Annotated in this window: 18 protein-coding genes; 6 read left to right on the top strand and 12 right to left on the bottom strand. The window is 74.2% G+C overall.

The window, feature by feature from the left end; all coding sequences use genetic code 11:
- Positions 1–2 precede the first annotated feature (2 nt).
- A complete protein-coding gene (locus E1264_RS08730; RefSeq protein ID WP_132171436.1) occupies positions 3–494 on the bottom strand; it encodes a hypothetical protein in 492 nt (163 codons plus the stop codon).
- 179 nt (positions 495–673) lie between these two features.
- Here E1264_RS08730 and E1264_RS08725 point away from each other — a divergent pair, with 179 nt between their 5' ends.
- The 4 genes from E1264_RS08725 to E1264_RS08710 all read left to right on the top strand — a co-directional run bounded on the left by E1264_RS08725 (position 674) and on the right by E1264_RS08710 (position 3,197).
- On the top strand, positions 674–1,339 hold the full coding sequence (locus E1264_RS08725; protein ID WP_132171434.1) for an MBL fold metallo-hydrolase: 666 nt from the start codon (positions 674–676) through the stop codon (positions 1,337–1,339).
- Positions 1,340–1,457: 118 nt separating this feature from the next.
- A complete protein-coding gene (locus E1264_RS08720; protein WP_132171432.1) occupies positions 1,458–2,033 on the top strand; it encodes an AAA family ATPase in 576 nt (191 codons plus the stop codon).
- Positions 2,034–2,248: 215 nt separating this feature from the next.
- A complete protein-coding gene (locus E1264_RS08715; RefSeq protein ID WP_132171430.1) occupies positions 2,249–2,584 on the top strand; it encodes an SPW repeat protein in 336 nt (111 codons plus the stop codon).
- A 43-nt stretch (positions 2,585–2,627) separates the two neighbouring features.
- Positions 2,628–3,197, top strand: coding sequence for a TetR/AcrR family transcriptional regulator (locus E1264_RS08710; protein ID WP_132171428.1), 570 nt, complete (start codon positions 2,628–2,630; stop codon positions 3,195–3,197).
- Between the two features lie 4 nt (positions 3,198–3,201).
- Here E1264_RS08710 and E1264_RS08705 read toward each other — a convergent pair whose 3' ends face one another.
- Positions 3,202–3,696 (bottom strand): helix-turn-helix domain-containing protein, encoded by a 495-nt coding sequence (locus E1264_RS08705; RefSeq protein WP_132171426.1) that lies wholly within the window; start codon positions 3,694–3,696, stop codon positions 3,202–3,204.
- 94 nt (positions 3,697–3,790) lie between these two features.
- On the opposite strand from E1264_RS08705, the gene E1264_RS08700 reads away from it, so the two are divergent.
- Positions 3,791–5,176, top strand: a complete 1,386-nt coding sequence (locus E1264_RS08700) for an MFS transporter (RefSeq protein WP_132171424.1) — start codon at positions 3,791–3,793, stop codon at positions 5,174–5,176.
- Here E1264_RS08700 and E1264_RS08695 read toward each other — a convergent pair.
- Complete coding sequence (locus E1264_RS08695; protein WP_132171422.1) at positions 5,157–6,554, bottom strand: VWA domain-containing protein; 1,398 nt, start codon at positions 6,552–6,554, stop codon at positions 5,157–5,159. The genes E1264_RS08700 and E1264_RS08695 overlap by 20 nt on opposite strands.
- A complete protein-coding gene (locus E1264_RS08690) occupies positions 6,554–7,420 on the bottom strand; it encodes a MoxR family ATPase (protein ID WP_132171420.1) in 867 nt (288 codons plus the stop codon). The genes E1264_RS08695 and E1264_RS08690 overlap by 1 nt, the downstream gene beginning before the upstream one ends.
- Positions 7,421–7,509: 89 nt before the next feature.
- Between E1264_RS08690 and E1264_RS08685 the strand changes: the two genes are divergently transcribed.
- Positions 7,510–7,857, top strand: coding sequence for a hypothetical protein (locus E1264_RS08685; RefSeq protein WP_132171418.1), 348 nt, complete (start codon positions 7,510–7,512; stop codon positions 7,855–7,857).
- A gap of 4 nt (positions 7,858–7,861) precedes the next feature.
- Here E1264_RS08685 and E1264_RS08680 read toward each other — a convergent pair whose 3' ends face one another.
- The 8 genes from E1264_RS08680 to recN form a co-directional block, all read right to left on the bottom strand.
- A complete protein-coding gene (locus E1264_RS08680; RefSeq protein ID WP_132171416.1) occupies positions 7,862–10,048 on the bottom strand; it encodes an acyl-CoA dehydrogenase in 2,187 nt (728 codons plus the stop codon).
- A 72-nt stretch (positions 10,049–10,120) separates the two neighbouring features.
- Complete coding sequence (locus tag E1264_RS08675; protein WP_132171414.1) at positions 10,121–11,116, bottom strand: TerC family protein; 996 nt, start codon at positions 11,114–11,116, stop codon at positions 10,121–10,123.
- A 195-nt stretch (positions 11,117–11,311) separates the two neighbouring features.
- The gene (locus E1264_RS08670) at positions 11,312–12,529 is read right to left on the bottom strand and encodes a glycosyltransferase family 4 protein (RefSeq protein ID WP_207935794.1); all 1,218 of its coding nucleotides are present in this window, start codon (positions 12,527–12,529) and stop codon (positions 11,312–11,314) included.
- Positions 12,522–14,141 carry a lipid II flippase MurJ gene (locus tag E1264_RS08665; RefSeq protein ID WP_132171412.1) on the bottom strand — a complete coding sequence of 540 codons (1,620 nt, stop codon included), beginning with the start codon at positions 14,139–14,141 and terminating at the stop codon, positions 12,522–12,524. The genes E1264_RS08670 and E1264_RS08665 overlap by 8 nt, the downstream gene beginning before the upstream one ends.
- Positions 14,142–14,183: 42 nt before the next feature.
- On the bottom strand, positions 14,184–15,152 hold the full coding sequence (locus tag E1264_RS08660; RefSeq protein ID WP_132171410.1) for a hypothetical protein: 969 nt from the start codon (positions 15,150–15,152) through the stop codon (positions 14,184–14,186).
- A 4-nt stretch (positions 15,153–15,156) separates the two neighbouring features.
- Positions 15,157–16,110, bottom strand: a complete 954-nt coding sequence (locus tag E1264_RS08655) for a copper transporter (RefSeq protein ID WP_132171408.1) — start codon at positions 16,108–16,110, stop codon at positions 15,157–15,159.
- Complete coding sequence (gene steA / locus E1264_RS08650) at positions 16,107–17,345, bottom strand: putative cytokinetic ring protein SteA (RefSeq protein WP_132171406.1); 1,239 nt, start codon at positions 17,343–17,345, stop codon at positions 16,107–16,109. Before steA ends, E1264_RS08655 begins: the two co-directional genes overlap by 4 nt.
- Positions 17,346–17,448: 103 nt before the next feature.
- Entirely contained in the window at positions 17,449–19,155 is a 1,707-nt protein-coding gene (gene recN / locus E1264_RS08645) for a DNA repair protein RecN (protein ID WP_132171403.1), read from the bottom strand.
- Positions 19,156–19,251 lie beyond the last annotated feature (96 nt).

Genomic DNA, 19,251 nt, shown 5'->3' with positions numbered 1-19,251 from the left:
GGTCACCCTCCCGTCATCGCCGCCGCCATCGTCCAGAACAGGAACAGCACCGAGGTCGCCGCCGCCCACGCGACGGCCTGCCAGGACAGCTCGCCGCAGCGGTGCGCCGCCGACAGCAGCCGCCGCAGCTCCGCGTCGCGGACCCGGGCGTCGAGCGCGGCCGCCGACCCGAACGGCGTCCACGGTACGCCGGGGTCGACCGGGGCGCCGGTGCGGCCGCGGACCGCGGCGAGCACGGACAGCAGCGTCCGCCGCGACCGGATCGCGTACGAGGCCGAGACCGCGAACGCCGCGGCCATCACCGGGAGCAGCGCGAGCGCCGCGGGACCCGGCGGGCCGGCCGCCAGCCGGGACGCGGTCCCCGCCAGCACCAGGGCGAGGAACACCGCCGCGATGGCGGAGTCCCGGCCGCAGAGCCGGACCAGCGTACAGGCGTGCCCGAGGAGGTCCTCGGGCGTCTCCTTGTCCGGTCCGGGACGGAATGCGGTAACCAACCTTCACCGTCCTCACCAGTGGACACGATCTTCCACTGACCATCATGCGGCGGCAAGACGGTACCGTCCGTCCGTGAACGCACGGTTCGGCTGCGTCTGGTGACTCATTTTCCTCCCGACCGACGGCCGGCGGCCGATGATGGAAGATGGTCACGCATCCACCCACGGGAAGGACCCCCATGAGCTACACCGGGAACGTCGACGTCGGCGGCCGTCCCGACGTGCGGGAGCTGCCCGGGCTGACGGTCACGAAGGTGGCGGTCGGCCCGTACGACAACAACGCCTACATCCTGCGCTGCACCGCCACCGGCGAGCAGCTGCTGATCGACGCGGCGAACGAGGCGTCCCGCCTGCTGGAGCTGATCGGCGACGGTCCCCTCGCGCGGATCGTCACCACCCACCGCCACGAGGACCACTGGGTGGCGCTAAGCGAGGTGGTGCGCGCCACGAGCGCGCCCGTCGTCGCCCATCCCCGCGACGCCGAGGCGCTGCCGGAGCCCGTCACCGAGCCCGTCGAGCAGGGCGACACGGTCGCCGTCGGCCGCGCCACCCTCGACGTCATCCACCTGCGCGGCCACACGCCCGGCTCGATCGCGCTGCTGTACGACGCGGGCGGCGAGCTGGCCGACCGCCCGCACCTGTTCACCGGCGACAGTTTGTTCCCCGGCGGCGTCGGCAACACCTGGGGCGACCCGACGCGCTTCAAGCAGCTTCTCTCCGACGTCGAGGAGCGCGTCTTCGACCGGCTCCCGGACGCCACCTGGTTCTATCCCGGCCACGGCAAGGACTCGACGCTCGGCCGCGAGCGCCCCTCGCTCCCCGAATGGCGCTCCCGCGGGTGGTGATCCGGCGGCCCGACGACCGGGACGGCACGTCCCGGACGGAACAAGCGCTCGTGAGCATTCGTTGCTTCAACCACACTCCGGGCCGACACAGGAGACGACCATCCACGAACTCCAAGCGGTGGACCCGGGACCCGTCCTGTGCTATCCGGCGGGCTCCCTGGTGCTCGTCGCCGGCCTTCCGGGCGCCGGCAAGACGACCCTGCTCGACCGCCTCTACGGCCTGCGCGGCGACGAGACGGCCCCCGTCCCCGCGGGCGACGTCCGCGTGATCGACTCCCGCCAGGCGCGCAACTGGTGGGCGCGGATCCTGCGCCCCGTGCCCGCCCGGCTGCGGACGCCGCTGATCCACGCCACCCACGTGTGGCGGATCGCCCGCGCGATCCTCGCGGGCCACGGCGTCGTCGCGCACACGCGCGGCACCTGGCCGCACATCCTGCACCTGTTCGCCTGGATGGCCCGCCGCCGCGGCCACCGGCTGCACCTCATCCTCCTCGACGTCGACCCCCGCACGGCCCGCGCCGGCCAGGTCGCCCGCGGCCGCGTCGTCACCGCCGCCACGTTCGCCCGCCACTGCCGCCGCTGGTACCCCCTGGTCGACCGCGCCCGCAGCGGCGCCCCGCTCCCGCCCGCGACGGGCGTCACCATCCTCGACCGCGACACCGCCGACCGCCTCAAGACCATCCACTTCACCTGACCCGCCGTCAGACGACCTTGATCACCCCGTCCTCCCACTCGATCACCAACGAGACCCGCGCTCCCGGGGGCCACTGACCGCTCTATCCTCCGGTCCCGGCGTCGTCACCTCGGGGAGGGGCTGAACAGGCCGTCACGGTAGGTTGACCGGTCGGTCAGTCAGGGAACGATCCATTCCGAACGGGAAACCGACCCGACCCCCGCGGAGGTGGCCGAATGCAGAAGTTCGCCTGGCAGGACGGGGTGGCCTTCCTGGCCGGCCTCGTCGCGCTCCTGGCCCCGGAACTGTGGGGCGACAACGCAGGTCAGCAGCCGCTCATGGTGCTCGGCGCGCTGCTCGCCATGGCCGGCCTCTACGCGCTGCTCGGCAGCGCGGGCCCCACGGCCTGGACGGCGACCGCGTTCGCCCTGCTGATCTTCGTCTCGCCCTGGGCGTTCGGGTTCGACGGCTCCGACGCCGCCGCGTGGACGGCATGGATCGCGGGCGGTGTCGCTACTATCGTCGGCGTGTGGGGAGCCACCCAGGCGCGCGGCGGCGAGGCCGCGGCCTGATCGAGACTCCGGGACCGCTCGGGCGTGCGGGGGGACGGTGCCGATGAGCGAGCGGGCGGCCGATTCCCGCACCCGCATCCTGGACGCCGCCGAGGCGCTGTTCGCCGACCGCGGCTACGAGGCCAGTTCCACCGCGCGGATCGCCGGGCACGCGAACGTCCCGAAGGGCCTGGTGTTCCACTACTTCCCGCAGAAGATCGACGTCCTGGTGGCGCTGGTCGACGAGCGGACGTTCGTCGAGGAGCTGCCGGACGGCCCGGAGGCCGCGGTCGAGGCCGTCCCCGGTGACCCGGCGGGCACGCTGTCGCGGCTGGCGCGGCGCCTGCCCCTGCACGCCTCCCCCGCGATGCGCCGCATCCTGTTCCGGGAGGCCGACACGCACAAGTCCGTCCGGGAGCGGCTCGGGCGGCTGAACTCCGAGGTGTTCCTGCGGGCGCGCCGCGCGCTGGAGCTGGCCCACCCCGGCGCCCGCGGCGACCAGGCCCGGCTGGAGGCCGCCGCCGCGACGTTCACCGCCGTCCTGATCTACCAGGAGAACCTCGCCGGGCTCACCGGCCAGCACATCGACCCCGACGCCGTCGCCGAGCTGATCGCCCGCGCCCTCGGCGCCTAGCCCGCTAGGTGCGGATCGGGTCGAGGAGGCGGTGCGGGGAGCGCAGGATCACGCTGACCGGGTCGGTGCGGCGCCGCACGCCGGGACCGGCGTGGACTTCCAGGTCTTCCGGCGGGACGTGGCGCTCGCAGGACAAGCACGTGCCGTCCGGGCCGATGCGGGTGCCGCAGGGGATGTGGACGAAGAAGCGGGTCGGCTCGGACGACAGGTGGTTCTCGGCCCAGCGGGCGAGCGAGTGGACGACGGGCCACAGGTCACGGCCCATCTCCGTCAGGACGTAGTCGTGGCCTTCCTTGGCGAGCAGGCCCGTCTCGACGAGTGACTGCAGCCGTGCGGACAGCACGGCGCGCGGGACGTCCAGGTGGACGTGGAAGTCGTTGAACCGGCGCACGCCGTAGAAGGCGTCCCGGACGATCAGCAGCGTCCAGCGCTCGCCGACGACCTCAAGGGCGCGGGCGAGGGAGCAGTCCTGCGCCGCGTAGTCCTTGCCGAGTGCCATGCGCACCACACTACCGCCCCGGCGGTTCATTGACCGAACCGAATCGTGCTACCGTCGCCCAGGTCGGTTCAATCACTGAACTCACGGGGTGGGGATGACGACTCTGACGACGCAGCGGCCGGCGAACCGCGTGCCCGGCTCCACCTCCGCGCTGGCCGTGCCCGCCGCCGCGACGCTGCTGGCGCTGATGAACTACACCGCGCCGATGGCGGTCCTGGCCGACACGGCGCGCGGCCTCCACGCGGGCGCGACCGCCCAGATATGGCTGATGAGCTCGATCAGCCTCGGGCTCGCGGTGGCGCTGCTGGCGGTGGGCAGCCTGGCCGACGACCACGGCCGCAAGCGGGTGTTCCTGATCGGCGCCGGGGTGCTCGCGGCGTCCAGCGTCGCCTGCGCGGTCGCGCCGGACGCGGGCGTCTTCGTCGCCGGGCGGATCGTCCAGGGCGCGGCGAGCGCGGCGCTGCTGGCGACCGGGCTCGGGATCGTCGCCGCGTCGTTCGAACCGGGCCCGCGCCGCGCGCACGCCACCGGGATCTGGGGCGCGATGCTCGGCCTCGGCATCGCGCTCGGCCCGATCGCCTCCGCCGGGCTGGCCGAGTTGGGCGGCTGGCGGCTGTGGTACTGGACGGCGGCGCTCGCGTCGGTGCTGCTCGGCGCGTGGGCGCTCGTCCTGGACGAGTCGCGCGCCGCACGCCCGCGCGGCCTGGACCTGCCCGGCCTGGCCACGATGAGCCTGGGCGTGGGCGCCCTCGTCGCGGCGATCACGTGGGGGCGGACGGGCTGGACGCGCCCGGCCGTCCTGGCGCTGTTCGCGGCGGCGGCCGTGCTGCTCGCGGCGTTCGTCGCGATCGAGGCGCGGCGGCGGGAGCCGATGCTCGACCTGGGGCTGTTCCGGTGCCCCGCGTTCCTGCTGTCGACCGTGGGGGCGCTCGTCACCGGGCTCGCCGTGATCGGGGTCATGAGCCATCTGGCGACGATCATGGCGCTGGTGCTGGGCCTGTCCACGGTCGCGGCGGCGCTGGTCCTCGCGATCTGGTCCGGGCTGTCGTTCGCGGCGGCGCTGCAGGCCCGGCGGCTCCCCGCCCGATTGCCCGCCGGGCGGCTGCTCGGCGCCGGGCTCGCGCTCAGCGCGGTGGGAGAACTCGCGATGCTGGGGCTGGTCCCGGACGGCCACTGGTGGCGGCTCGTCCCCGGCCTGGCCGTGGCCGGGATCGGCAGCGGACTCGCCAACGCGATGCTCGCCCGGCTCGCCGTGGAGAGCGTCCCTGCCGGCCGCGCGAGCATGGGGTCCGGGGCCAACAACACCGCCCGCTACGTCGGCGCGTCGGTGGGCGTGGCGATCGTCGGGGCCATCGCGACGGGATCGGGGACCGGGGCGTCCGACCTGGCCCACGGGACGAACGTCGCGCTGCTCGTGTCCGCCGCCGGCGCGCTCGCGGGCGCGGTCCTCGCGGTGGCGATCAGGCGAGTTCCTCGATGAACGCGGCGAGCTGGACGAGGTTGCGGCACTCGTACATCGGGACGAGCTCGCCGTAGCTGGAGGCCGCCGAGTCGCCCGTGTCCCATTGGCTGCGGGGTTCGGGGTTGAGCCAGTAGGCGTGCCGGGCGCGGCGGACCATGGAGCGCAGGACCGGCAGCGCCAGGTCGCCGTAGTTGGAGCGGGCGTCGCCGAGGATCAGCAGGGACGTCTTTGGCGTGATCGCGTCGCGGTACTTCTCGTCGAACACCTTGATGGCGTGGCCGTAGTTGGAGCGGCCGGTGATCCAGACGAGGTCGGCCTCGGCGGCGAGGCGGGTCATGGCGTCCGCGACGTCCGTGCCCGGCGCGAAGAACCGGGTGATCTCGTCGGTGGCGTCGATGAACGCGAACGCGCGGACCTTGCTGAACTGCTCCCGCAGCGCGAACGTCAGCAGCAGCGTGAAGTGCGCGAACGCCGACACCGAGTCGCTGGCGTCGCACAGCACCACCAGCTCGGGCCGGTGCGGGCGGCGCGGCCGGTGGTGCGTGGTGAGCGGCACTCCCCCGCTGGCCAGGGACGCGCGGACCGTCCGGCGGAAGTCGAGGCGCCCGCGCCTGCCGTGCCGCTGCTTCTGGACGAGCCGCGACGCGAGCCTGCGCGCCAGCGGATGCACCTCGCGGCGCAGCGCGGCCAGCTCGTCGCGGCGGGCGGCGGCGAAGTCGAGCCGTTCCAGCGGCGGCCGGACGGCGAGCCGCGCGGTGCGCTCGACGCCGGTGTCCTCGGCGATGCGGCGCCGCGCCTCGCCCGCGACGAGACCCTCGAACCGGGCGATGCGGTCGCGGAACGTCCGGCGGGCGACCCGCTCGGCCATGCCGCCCCGCTCCTGCCCGGCGAGGACGGCGTCGAGCAGCCGCGCCATGAGCGTCTCGGGCGACAGGGCGCGCAGCACGCCGGACGAGAACCACGACTCCTGGCCGGGTGTCCGGCCGTACTCGGCGACCGCCTGGCGGGCGAACCGCCGGAGCCCGGCGTCGTCGCCGGAGAGGAGGAGGTCGGCGAGCTGGTCGCGGCGGGCCTGCACCAGCGGGTCGAGCGGCGGCGGGACGGGGCGTCCGGCGCCGTCGAGCGTCCGGGGCGGGCGGTCCGGGTCCGGCGCTCCCCCGGCGCCGTCGCCGACCGCGGCGGGGAACCACAGGTCGAACAGCGCGTCGAACGCCGGGCGGTGCTGCGGCCGCTTCACGACCGTCGCGGCGTAGGCGGCGCGCAGCGACTCCCGGTCGAGCAGATCGACCGCCTGCATGGCGCGGACGGCGTCCAGCCCCTCGGCGACCGACACCGGCAGCCCGGCCCGCCGCAGCTCCGCGACGAACCCCGTGTGCCGGTCGAGTAGGGAGCCCATCAGGTCAGGCCCAGTTCCTTGGCCGCGCGCTCCTGGTCGGAGACGTGCTTGAGGACGACGCCGAGCGTCCGGGCGACGGCGGACTCGTCCAGGTCGTCCAGGCCGAGCGCGAGCAGGGTGCGTGCCCAGTCGACGGTCTCGGCGATCGACGGCGCCTTCTTGATCTCCAGGTCGCGCAGCGTCCCGACGGTGCGGACGAGCCGCTCGGCCAGCTCCGCCTCGATCCCCGGCACCTGCGCGAGGACGATGTCGCGCTCCCGGTCCGGCGCCGGGTAGTTCAGGTGCAGGTACAGGCAGCGGCGCTTGAGCGCCTCCGACAGCTCCCGCGCCGCGTTCGAGGTGATCACCACGTAGGGGCGGCGGACGGCGCCGACCGTCCCGAGCTCGGGGATCGTGATCTGGTAGTCCGACAGGACCTCCAGCAGCATGCCCTCCACCTCGATGTCGGCCTTGTCCGCCTCGTCGATCAGCAGGACGGTCGGGCCGGTGCGGCGGATGGCGGCCAGCAGCGGCCGCTCCAGCAGGAACTCCTCGGAGAAGATGTCGTCGTGGGTCTCCTGCCAGGCCCGGTCGGCGGGCGCGGCCTGGATCGCCAGGAGCTGCTTCTTGTAGTTGAACTCGTAGAGGGCGCGGGCCTCGTCCAGCCCCTCGTAGCACTGGAGCCGGATCAGTTCCGCGCCGGTCGCCGCCGCGACGGCCTTGGCCAGCTCGGTCTTGCCGACCCCGGCGGGCCCCTCGACGAGCAGCGGCTTGCCGAGCGCCTGCGCGAGGTACACGGTCGTGGCGATCGACTCGTCCGCGAGGTAGCGGACCTCCGCCAGCCTGCGGGCCGCGTCGGCGGGCGAGGCGAACGTTCCGTCGGTCATCCCTTGCCCTTTCTTGCTACCTGGGAGGTACGGGCGATTTGTACTGCGGGGTGAGGCCGGCACGGGCCCGCCCTTGCTATAACCGAAGCATGACGAGCCCACGGCTGCCCCGCGAGGATCTGACGGCAGCGATGGCCGCCCGGCGCGAGTTGGGCCCCGACTACGACGACGCCTTCATCGAGACGATCGTGGACCGGATCCAGGAGACCCTGGACGCGCGCTCGGCCGCCCCCGAGCCCCAGGCCCGGTTCCGTCCGGCGCCGGACGGGACGCGCCCCGATCACGATCACAGCCTGGCTCTCGCGGTGGTGTCGCTGCTGGCCGCGATCCCGTTGAGCGCGATCGGGGTCGTCAACGCCGACCTCCCGGGCCTGTTCTTCGTCCTGGCCGCGATCGTCCTGGTCAACGTCACCTACAACTTCCGGCCCCGCCGCTGACGGCTCATCGGCCTGGCTCGGGGTCTCTGGGGAGGCCGAGGAGGCGCTCGCCGATGATGTTGAGCTGGACCTCGGTGGTGCCGCCGTAGATCGTCATCGCTCGGGAGAACAGCATGGCGCGGGCCATGATGCCGCTCTCCGCCAGGGGGACCTCGGTGGCGGCGGCGGTGCCCTGGGCGGCCCAGCAGTGGTCGGCGACGTCCTGGTTGAACTGGACGCCCAGGAGCTTGCGGACGCTGGCCTCCGCGCCCGGTTCCACGCCGTTCAGCTGCTTGAGGGTGGTGCGCAGGCCGAGCAGGTCGATCGACTGGCCCTGCGCGACGAGCGCGCCGGCGTCCGGGGCGGTGACCGCGTCGACGTCCCGGCGGCCGAGGAACGCCAGGAGCTCGGGGACGCCCATGCCGAGGCCGCCGCCGGTCGACAGCGACACGCGCTCGTTGGACAGCGTGTTCCGCGCGACCTGCCAGCCCTGGTTCACCTCGCCGACGACGCGGTCGTCGGGGACGAACACGCCGTCGAGGAACACCTCGTTGAAGAGGGCGTCGCCGGTCAGCTCGCGCAGCGGCCGGACGTCCACGCCCTCGGACCGCATGTCGACGAGGAAGTAGGTGATGCCGTCGTGCTTGGGAGCGCCGGGGTCGGTGCGGGCGACGCAGAAGCCCCATTCGGCGTGCTGGGCGAGGGACGTCCATATCTTCTGGCCGGTGAGCCGCCAGCCGCCCTCGACGCGCTCGGCCCTCATCGACAGGGACGCCAGGTCGGAGCCGGCGCCGGGCTCGGAGAACAGCTGGCACCACGTGATCCGGCCCTGGAGGGTCGGGCGGAGGAAGCGCTCCTTCTGCTCGTCCGTCCCGTACCGGACGATGGACGGGACCAGCCACGCGCCGATCCCGATGTTCGGGCCCTTGACCTTCGCGGCCTTCAGCTCCTGCTGGATGAGGATCTGCTCGACCGGCCGGGCGGCGCGGCCCCACGGCTCCGGGAGGTGGGGAGCGGTCCAGCCCTCGTCGCCGAGTCTCCGGTGCAGTTCGTCCTGGTCGGTGATGGCGGCCAGGTCGGCGATCTCGGCGCGGATGCGCTCGCGGAGCGGCTGGGCGTCCTCGTCCAGTTCGAGGACCACCTCGCGGCGGCCGCCGTCCAGCGCCAGCGCCGCGACCCTGGCGGCCCATTCCTTGGACGGTCCGAGCAGCGCCCGCAGCGTGGACGCGCGGCGCAGGTAGATGTGGGCGTCGTGTTCCCAGGTGAAGCCGATGCCGCCGAGGATCTGGATGGCGTCGCGGGCCGTCCGGACGCCCGCGTCGGGGGCGATGACGGCGGCGACCGCGGCGGCGAACCCCGCGTCGGGGGCGTCCTCGTCCAGGGCGCGGGCGGCGTCCCAGGCGGCGGCGCGGGCCTGCTCCAGCGCGATCAGGCTGCGGGCGGCCTTGTGCTTGACGCCCTGGAACTGCCCGATCGGGCGGCCGAACTGCCGGCGGACCTTCGCGTACTCGGCGGCGGTGGCCACCAGCCATGCGGAGAGGCCCGCGGCCTCGGCGCCGAACAGCGCGGCGGCGAGGTCCCGCACGCGGGCCGTGGTGACGCCGTCCAGGACGCGGTCGGGGGCGACCGCGAGGCCGTTGACCTCGACGGCGGCGACGCGGCGGGTCCGGTCGAGGCTGGCGACGGGCGTGACCGCGGCGTCGGCGGCGTCGACCGCCACCCAGCGGTCGCCCTCCACCGGGAGGACCAGGACGTCGGCGAGCCCCGCGCCCAGGACCGTTCCGAACGTCCCGGACACGAGGAGCGCGTCGCCGTCGCGGCGGGCGGTCAGGGCGCCGTCCAGCGCGACGGCGCCGGTCCGTGACCCGTCGGCGAGGGCGGGCAGCAGTTCGGCGCGCGCCTTCGGGTTGCCGGACGTGCCGATCACCGCGCTCGCCAGGACGGTCGGCAGGAACGGGCCGGGTGCGGCGGCGCGGCCCAGTTCCTCCACGACGATCGCCAGTTCCAGGAGGCCGTAGCCCTGGCCGCCGTGCTCCTCGGCCAGGTGCAGGCCGAGGAGGCCCTGGTCGGCCAGGGACCGCCAGAACCCGGGCCTGGCCTCCTCGCCGGCGTCGAGCGCGGCCCGGACCGCCGCCGCCGGAACGTTGCGCTCGGCGAAGCCGCGCACCGAATCGGCGAGCGCCTCGTGCTCCTCGGTCAGCCCGATGCCCATGCCTCGAACCCTCTCTCGCACCACTGTTGATTCTTATTCTAGAACAGGGTTCGGTCGAGGGGGAGGGAAGGCTCAGGCGTCGCGTGTCGCGGAGGCGTCCGGTTCGTCCGCGGCGATCGGTGCCTTGTCCGAAGGCTTGCGGCCCGCGGCGAGGCTGGCGACCGTGGTGGCGGCGAGCGTCCCGGCGATCACGGCGAGGGACAGCCAGATCGGGATCTCCGGCGCCCAGGACACGCCGTACTCGTGCATCGCGTGGAAGATCAGCTTCACGCCGATGAAGCCGAGGATGAACGCCAGCCCGTGCCCGAGGTAGACGAGCCGGTCGGTGAGCCCGCCGAGCAGGAAGTACAGCTGCACGAGCCCCATCAGCGCGAACGCGTTGGCGGTGAACACCAGGTACGGCTCGGTCGTGAGGCCGAAGATCGCGGGGATGGAGTCGACGGCGAACATCACGTCGGTGGAGCCGATCGCGATCATGACGACGGCCATCGGGGTCATGTACCGGCGGCCGTCCCGGCGGGTGACGAACCGGGAGCCGTCGTAGTCGTCGGACGTCGGGATGACCCGCTTCGCCCAGCGCAGCAGGAAGTTCTCCTTGACCTCTTCCTCGTCGCCGCCGCGGACCATCCCGATCGCCGTCCAGAGCAGGAACGCGCCGAAGATGAAGAAGACCCAGGTGAACGTGGAGATCGCCGCGGCGCCGACGGCGATGAAGAGGCCGCGGAGCACGAGCGCGATCACGATGCCCGCCATCAGCACGGTGTGCTGGGCGTGCTTCGGCACCGCGAACCGGGCGAGGATCACCATGAACACGAACAGGTTGTCGACGCTGAGGCTCTTCTCGGTGACGAACCCGCCGAAGTACTCCGCCGCGTACTGCCCGCCGGAGGACACCCAGACGCCGACGCCGAACATGACGGCGAGGCCGATGTAGATCGCCGACCAGAACGCGGCGCGCCGGGTCGTGAACTCGCGCGTGTCGTTGCGGTGGATCAGGAAGAGGTCGGCGGCGATGACGGCAAGGATCCCCGCGATCGTGAGACCCCACACCAACGGCGAGACGGACAAGGACGAACACCTCCAGCGGACATGAACGAGCGCTGGAGGTCTCTCCCGCCCCGGAACGACACGACGTCCGCGGGGCCCCGGCCCCGGGCCGGTATGGACCGACCGTATTGACGGGAACCGTGCGCGGGGATACTCCCCTCCACTGCCCCCTATAACGTGATCTTCTCGGCCTGAGTTCCCGTTGTGGCGGATTCGTCAGATTCGGATGTCCGCAAGCTCCAGGTAGAGGGCGGCGAGCTGGTCGACGGCGTCGTCCTCGCCGGGCAGCAGGGCCGAGCGCTGCGCGGCGGCGGAGGCGAGCCGGGCGGCGAGGGACGGGTCGTCCAGGACGCGGCTCACCGCGCGTTCCAGCGCGTCCGCGTCGCCCGGCGGGACGAGCAGCGCCGCCTCGCTCTCGGGGCCGTGCAGCAGCGGGCCGCCGTTCGCGGGACGCTCGCCCGCGCCGACCATGCCGGGGATGCCGCCGACCCGGGTCGCGACGAGGGGCCGTCCCGCCCGCAGGATCTCCTGGACGACCAGCGGCTGCCCCTCCCACACGCTCGGGACGACCGCGATGTCGGCCGCGGCGAGCAGGCCGGGGACGTCCGGACGGCGGCCGAGCAGCCGGACGGGCAGGTCCTCGGCCTCGATCCGGGCGCGCAGCTCGCCCTCCAGCGGGCCGTCCCCGGCGATCGCGACGAGCGGTGGCGGGGTGCGGCCGGCCCAGGCGCGCGAGGCGTCCAGCAGGGTCGGCAGGCCCTTCTGCTCGGCGAGCCGGCCGACCGTGACGATCAGGGGCCGCTCCCCCACGCCGAGCTCCGCGCGCAGGTCGGCGCGGACGGCCGGGCCGGGCGGTGCCTGCGGCGGGGGCGCGGGGACGATCGCGTGCCCCACCGACCGGGCGCCGAGCGTCCGCATCCGCTCCTCCAGATCGGGCGACACCCCGAGGACGCGGGTCGCGCCGCGCGCCACGATGCGTTCGAGCGTCCCGTGGATGGCGGCCGTCCGCCCGCCGGTGATGACGGCGTTGTGCAGCGTCACGACCAGCGGCGGGCCGCCGCGGGAAACGCGCAGCGGGCCGGGCGCGATCCGCGCGCGCGCCGTCACCGCGAGGGCACCGGCGCGCAGGCCGTGCGCGTGGACGACGTCCGCGCCGCCCAGCAGCGTCCGCAGCCGCCGCGCGGCCTTGACGTCGCTCAGCGGGCGCGGCCGGTCCGCGATGTCGATCTCGGTGAAGCGGACGCCGCCGCCCGCGAACCCGAACAGCTCCTCGGCCGAGGCGGGCCCGCACACCAGCACGCGGGCGCCGCGCCCGGCGAGGCGCCGGGCGGTGGACCGCACGTGCTTCCCGACGCCGCCCGCGACCGTCCCGAGGACGATCGCGACACGCAGCCCGTCCAGCTTCCCTGTGTCCGACGCGACCGTGTCAGGCATGGCGGGTGATCCTCCGGCTCAGGACGGCCCGCAGGTCACGGCCGTCGATCACGAATGCGACGATCAGGAAGACGGCTCCGGCGGCGAGCATACCGGTCCCGGCGTTGCGGAGCTCGCCGCCCGCGCCGGTGCCGCCCGTGCCGAGGAGCGCGGCGAGCGCGTATCCGGCCGCGCCGCCCGCGGCGCCGCCCGCCAGCCCGGCGGCCAGCGCGCGCGGTATCCCCGCGACGGACGCGGCGCCCCGGGCGCGCAGGAGCGTTCCGAGCAGCAGCGCGCCCGCGACGGTCATCCCGGCGGCGTTGCCGATGCCGAGGGCCGCCACCACCCACTGCCGGTCCACCGACAGGACGAGCGCGACGTCCGCGACCATGACCACCAGCCAGCCCGTGACGACCGCCGCCGCGCCCATCCGCCCCCGGTGGCAGGCGAACAGGACGCGCCCGAGATGCGCGACGAGGCCGTAGCCGAGCAGTCCGGGCGCGAACGCGAGGACGGCGCGGGACAGCACGTCCTGCTGGTCGGGGTGGCCGGGGTTGAACACCGCGCCGATCGGCACGGCGACGGCGGCCAGCGCCGCGGCGCCCGCGCACGACACCAGGATCACCGCGCGGGTCGTGGACGCGGTGACCTGGTCGAACCGGTCCTGCTCGCCCGCGCTCATCCGCGCCGACAGCATCGGGAACGCGCTGGTCGCGATCGGCACGGCGAGGATCGCCCACGGCAGCAGGTAGATCGCCCACGCGTACTGGTAGTTGGCGAGCGCGCCGCCCGTCCCCTCGTAACTGAGCCGGACGACGAGCAGCGCCGACAGCTGCTGCGCCGCGACGGTCGCGAGCCCGGCGAGCGCGAGCCGCCGCACGCGGCGCGCGACGCCGTCCGGGAACCGGAGCGTCGGGCGCAGGCGGAGCTTCAGCCGCCACGCCGCGATCCCGGCGGTGGCGGCCATCGCGACACCGCCGAGCGCCGTGCCGACCGCCAGGGTCAGCTCGGCGTCGAGGGGCAGGCCCGCCAGGTCGTTCTCGTGGCCGCGGCCGAGCGGCGCGTACGCGACGTACGCGGCGATCACCACGAGGCTCGACATCAGCGGCGCCAGCGCGGGCGCGACGAACCGGCGGTGCGACTGCAGCAGCCCGTACAGGACGACCGCCAGCCCGTACATCACCATCTGCGCGGACATGATCGCGAGCATGGTGGAGCCGACGTCGACGATCTGGTTCCGCGAGCAGCCCGTCAGGTCGGCGCCGACCAGCAGCTCCATGATCGGGCGGGAGCCGAGCGCCATCAGCGCCGACAGGGGCACCGTCAGCACGACGATCCAGGTCAGCAGCGCCGACCCGATCCGGCGGACCTGCTCGCGGTCGCCGCGCTCGGCCGGGCCCGCGAGGACCGGCACGACCATGCTGGCGAGCGCGCCGCCCGCGACGATCTCGTAGACGATGCTGGGGAACTGCGTCGAGGTGAAGTACGCCTGGCTGAGGCACGATGTCGTGACCGTCTGCGAGAAGGCGTAGGTGCGCCCGAACCCGGCGAGCCGCGCCAGGACGGTGATGACCGCGATGACCACGGCCGCGCCGGCGAGGCCGCCGGTCAGGCGGCGCAGCACAGGGGACACGGTCGTCGGCGGCTCACTCGTCGGGGTCGGGGGGCGGCGCGGCTAGGCCGGGTCGGGGGCGACGCCGTCGCCCGCCGGGCGGAACGCGTCGTCCGGCTTCTCCGCCTCGCCGGCGGGGGCCGGGACGTGCGCCGCGGCGGCGGGACGGCGGCCGAGCATGTCGATGCGGTTCAGCACCGGGTTGCCCGCGATGACCTTGGTGAAGCTGACGAACTCGCTGGCCGCGTTCAGCCCGGCGAGCCCGGCGAGGACGGCGAGGCGGGGCCCGCGGCCGAGCCGGGTCGCGGACAGGCCGAGCAGCGCGCCGAGCGCGTTCGCGCCGGTGTCGCCCAGCATCGCGCGCTCGCCGAGGTCCTCGGGCAGCAGCGCGGCGGCGGCGCCGAGCGGCGCGGCCACCACCGCCGATCCCGACGTGGTCAGCGCCAGCGGCGCGCCGGTGATCAGGCCGACCTTGACGGCCCGCCCGGGACGCAGGTCGAACAGGTTCATCAGGTTCGCGGCCCCGGCGATGATCGCGCCGTTGAGGAGGGCGTCGAACGCGCGTCCCGTCCGGGACGGGGCCAGCGACCCGGCGATCGCGGCGGCGGCGAGACCGGTCGCGCCGATGCCGAGGATCTTGACCGCGCCGCTGGTGACCTCGCCGCGCGCGAGCGCGGCGAGATGGCCCTTGAAGCCGCGGGACGAGGACGACCCCGCGATGTCGTCGTACCCGCCGAGCAGCGCGGACCCGGTGCCCGCGAGCAGCGCGGCGGCGCGCATCCGGCCCTCGACGCCCGGCGCGAGGAGCCCGGCCGCGGCGGCGCCCGCGACGACGGCGGGCCCCTCCAGCAGCGTGACCGGCTCGCCGCGGTGGTTGGTGCGGCCCCACACCTCCTCGCCCGGGAGCCCGTTCAGCCCGGGCGGGCGCCGGGTCAGCGCGACGTAGGCGGCGCGCGCGGCGGCGGCGCCGAGGCCCGCCCCGGCCAGCAGCCGCGCCGTCCGAGCCATGCCGGAGGTGCTGCTTCGCTTCATCAGGTCACCCGTTCTTCCCCGCCGGCGCGGGCGACGGCAGGTAGCCGCCGGCGCCGGCGCCCGTGCCGTACTGCCCGGACTTGCCGCTCATCTCGTTCTGCAGCGCCAGGATCGTCACGACCTGCCCGGAGGCGGTGTCCACCACGTCGACGGTGGAGACCGCGTCCCCGGCGTCGGAGTCGCGCAGCGCCGCGATCAGCCCGCCCTCCTGCGCGGAGGTCGGCGGGCCACCGACGACGGTACCGCGCCCGGCGCCGTCGAGTGCGGCGGCCAGCGAGATCAGCGCCTTGTTGTCGTCGCCGCCGCCGTCGTAGGCGTAGGGGGTGGCGGGCCCGACCATGACGGCGAGCGTCGCGTGCTGCCCTGGCTTGCCGCTCTCGGTGATGTAGCCGGCCTCCTTGAAGGCGTTCAGGACGGCGCCGCCGGAGGCGTCCTCCCGGCCGGACTTGGCGGGGTCCTTGGTGACGAGCGCGCCCGCCAGCACCATGCCCGCCTTCTCGTAGGCGGTCGCGTTGCCGGGGAACTCGACGCCGTCGGGCTTCAGCTGCGTGGACAGCTCCTCCACGGTGGTGCGCTGGTCGTCGTCCAGAAACTTCTTCTGGACGGTGACGCGCCCGGTGACGGCGGCGCCCGCGGTCTTGGCGAGCTCCCCGACCCGCTCGATGCTGTCGTCGCCCGCGCCGGGCGTCTCGACCAGCACCAGCGACTGGCCCTTGAGCCGTTCGGCGACGATCTGCGGCGCCAGGCCCTGGGCGAACTTCTCCTGCCCGTTCACCTGGTCCTGCAGGTGGCGCTGCTGGTTGCGGGCCTGCTGGGCGGTCTTGGCCGCCGCGTTGGCCTGCTGGCGCAGCGTCTCGCTGACCGAGTCAGACAGCGTGGTGGAGCCGAGCACGATGCCGAGCGCCAGCGCGAGGAAGATCGCGACGATGGAGACGAGGTGGTAGCGGAAATCGATCACGTGAAGAGTCCGGTCAGCCAGAAGACGAAGGCGTGCCAGCGGTCGGCGAGCAGGGGACTGATGACGTCCCCCGCCGGGGACATGGCGACGGCGGTGACGATGGCGATGAACGCGCCGAGGACGAGGAACAGCAGCGACCAGGTGGAGATCCGGCTGCGGTAGAGCCGGCTGACGCCCTTGGCGTCCACCAGCTTGCTGCCGACCCGCAGGCGGGTGAGGAACGTGCTGGCCATGCCGGCGCGGCCCTTGTCGAGGAACTCGACCATGTTGGCGTGCGTGCCGACCGCGACGATCAGCGTGGCGCCCTTGTCGTCGGCGAGCAGCATCGCGATGTCCTCGCTGGTGGCTGTGGCGGGGAACGTCACCGCCTCCTGGCCGAGCTCGTGGACGCGCTTCAGCCCGGGCGCCCGGCCGTCCCGGTAGGCGTGCACGACGATCTCGGCGCCGCAGGTCAGCGCGTCGTCGGACACCGAGTCCATGTCGCCGACGATCATGTCGGGGCGGTACCCGGCCTCCAGCAGCGCGTCGGCGCCGCCGTCCACGCCGATCAGCACGGGCCGGTACTCGCGGATGTAGGGCCGCAGGGTCGCGATGTCCTCGCGGTAGTGGTAGCCGCGGACGACGATCAGCGCGTGCCGCCCGGCGAGCTTGGTGGTGACCTCCGGGACGCCGACGCCGTCGATGAGCAGGTCGCGCTCGCGCTTGACGTACTCCATCGTGTTGGCGACGAACGCCTCCAGCTGCGTCGCGAGCCCCGCCTTCGCCTCGGTCAGCGCCGTCAGGACGCTCTCGGGCGACTGCTCGGTGCCCTTGGCGACCACGTCGTCGCCCTTGTGGACGACGGCGCCCTCGACGCGGGCCTGGTCGCCCTCCTGCAGCTTGGTGAAGATCTCGGGGCCGACGTCGTCCACCAGCGGGATGTCGGCGTCGAGCAGGATCTGCGGGCCGAGGTTCGGGTAGCGGCCCGAGATGCTCGGCGCGACGTTCACGACCGCGCCGACCTCGCACGCCACCAGCGCCTCGGCGCTGACGCGGTCGAGGTCGACATGGTCGATCACCGCGATCTCGCCGGGCTGCAGGCGCTTGGTGAGGTCCTTGGTGCGGCGGTCGAGCCGCACCGTGCCGCTGACCCCGGGCAGGCCGTCGTCACGGGTCAGGCCGAGCGTGAGCACGCGCCGCGGCAGCCGTTGCGCCAGCCGGACGCGCCGCTCTGTGGTGGGTGACGGCTCGTTCATCACCTGCCATCCTGCCAGAGCACGGGACCCGCCACCGGAAACGGCGAGCGTCCAGGCGTGTCCATTCGGATACCCTCTGTAGTTTTTCGGGAGCGGTAACCGGCTACCGCTCGGCGGACGCCATGGCGAGGAGTTCCTCGGCGTGGGCGCGTCCGAGCTCGGAATCCTCCAGGCCGGCGAGCATCCGCGACAGCTCCCGGACGCGGCCCTCCTGGTCGAGGGCGGTGACGCCGCTGCTGGTGACCGTCCCGTCGTCGGACTTCTCCACCAGCAGGTGCCGGTCGGCGAACGCCGCGACCTGCGGCAGGTGCGTGACGACGATCACTTGCGCGTTGCGGGCCAGGCGCGCCAGCCGCCGCCCGATCTCCACCGCGGCCTTGCCGCCGACGCCCGCGTCCACCTCGTCGAACACGAACGTCGGGACCGGGTCGGCGCCCGCGAACACGACCTCGATCGCGAGCATCACGCGGGACAGCTCACCGCCGGACGCGCCCTTGTGCAGCGGCAGCGGCTTGGACCCGGGGTGCGGCGCGAGCCGCACCTCGACCTCGTCGACGCCGTGCGGGCCGTACTCGCCGGTCGGGGTGACGGTGACGCTGACGCGGGCGTGCGGCATCGCCAGCGCGGTCAGCTCCTCGGTGACGGCGTCGGAGAACCGCTCGGCGGCGCGCGTGCGGACCTCGGTCAGCTCCCCCGCCTCGGCGGCGAGCCGCTCGGTCAGCTCGGCGTGCTCGGCGCGCAGCTCCTCGATGCGGTCGTCGTCGCCCTCCAGCTCGGTGAGCCGCGCCGCCGACCGCCGCGCCCACTCCAGGACCTCGGCGGCGGTGGCGTCCGTCCCGCCGTACTTGCGGATCAGCGCGGTCAGCTCGGCCCGCCGCTCCTGGACGACGGCGAGCCGCGCCGGGTCGGCGTCCACGGACTCGGCGTAGGCGGCGAGGTCGGTGCCGACGTCGTTGACGAGGTACCCGGCCTCGGCGAGCCGGTCGGCGAGCCCCGCCAGCTCGGGGTCGTGGTCGCGGACGGCGTCGAGCGCGTTGCGGGCCTGGCCGAGCAGGCTCGTCACGTTCGCGGCCTCGATCGCGGCGGACGGGTCGCCGAGCAGCGCCTCGTGCGCGGTGTCGGCGGCGCCGCGCAGCGCGTCGGCGTGCCCGAGCCGCTCCTCCTCGGCGGCGAGGTCGGCCTCCTCGCCCTCCTTCGGGTCGACCTTCTCGATCTCCTCCAGGCCGAAGCGGAGCATCTCCGCCTCCTGGGCGCGCTCGCGGGCGCGGGTGGTCAGCTCGTCCAGCAGCGCGGTGACCTGCCGGTGCCGCTGGTACGCGGCCGTGTAGGCGCGCATCGGCTTGGTCAGCGCGCCGCCCGCGTACCGGTCGAGCGCGCCGCGCTGCCGGGACGCCTGCAGCAGCCGCTGCTGGTCGGACTGCCCGTGCACAGCGACCAGGTCGTCCGCCAGGTTGATCAGCACGTTCACGGGGACGGACCGGCCGCCGAGGAACGCCCGGGAGCGGCCCTCCGCCGACACCGACCGGGTGACGATCAGCGCGCCGTCGTCCAGCTCGCCGCCGGCCTCCTCCACCCGCTCCACCACGCGCCCGCCGGGATCGACGATGATCCGGCCCTCGACGGTGGCGCGGTCCGCGCCGGGCCGCACCCGCTGCGGATCGGCGCGCCCGCCGAACATCAGCCCGAGGCTCGTGACCACCATGGTCTTGCCCGCCCCGGTCTCTCCGGTCACGACGTTGAAACCCGGAGACAGGTCGAGCACCGCCTCGTCGATCACCCCGAGGCCCTCGATCCGCACCTCATCCACCATCGGACGCACCAGCGTCACAACCCTCCGCAAACAGATCCCGGCTCGGTGCCTTCCGAAGGGGGGCGGGCCCCCCGCGCGCACCCGGGCGACTTCGTC

This window comes from Actinomadura sp. KC216 (assembly GCF_004348535.1).
In the GTDB taxonomy this organism is placed as follows: domain Bacteria; phylum Actinomycetota; class Actinomycetes; order Streptosporangiales; family Streptosporangiaceae; genus Spirillospora.
The sequence above is the reverse complement of the archived record's forward strand: the minus strand, read 5'-3'. Positions and strand labels throughout refer to the sequence as shown.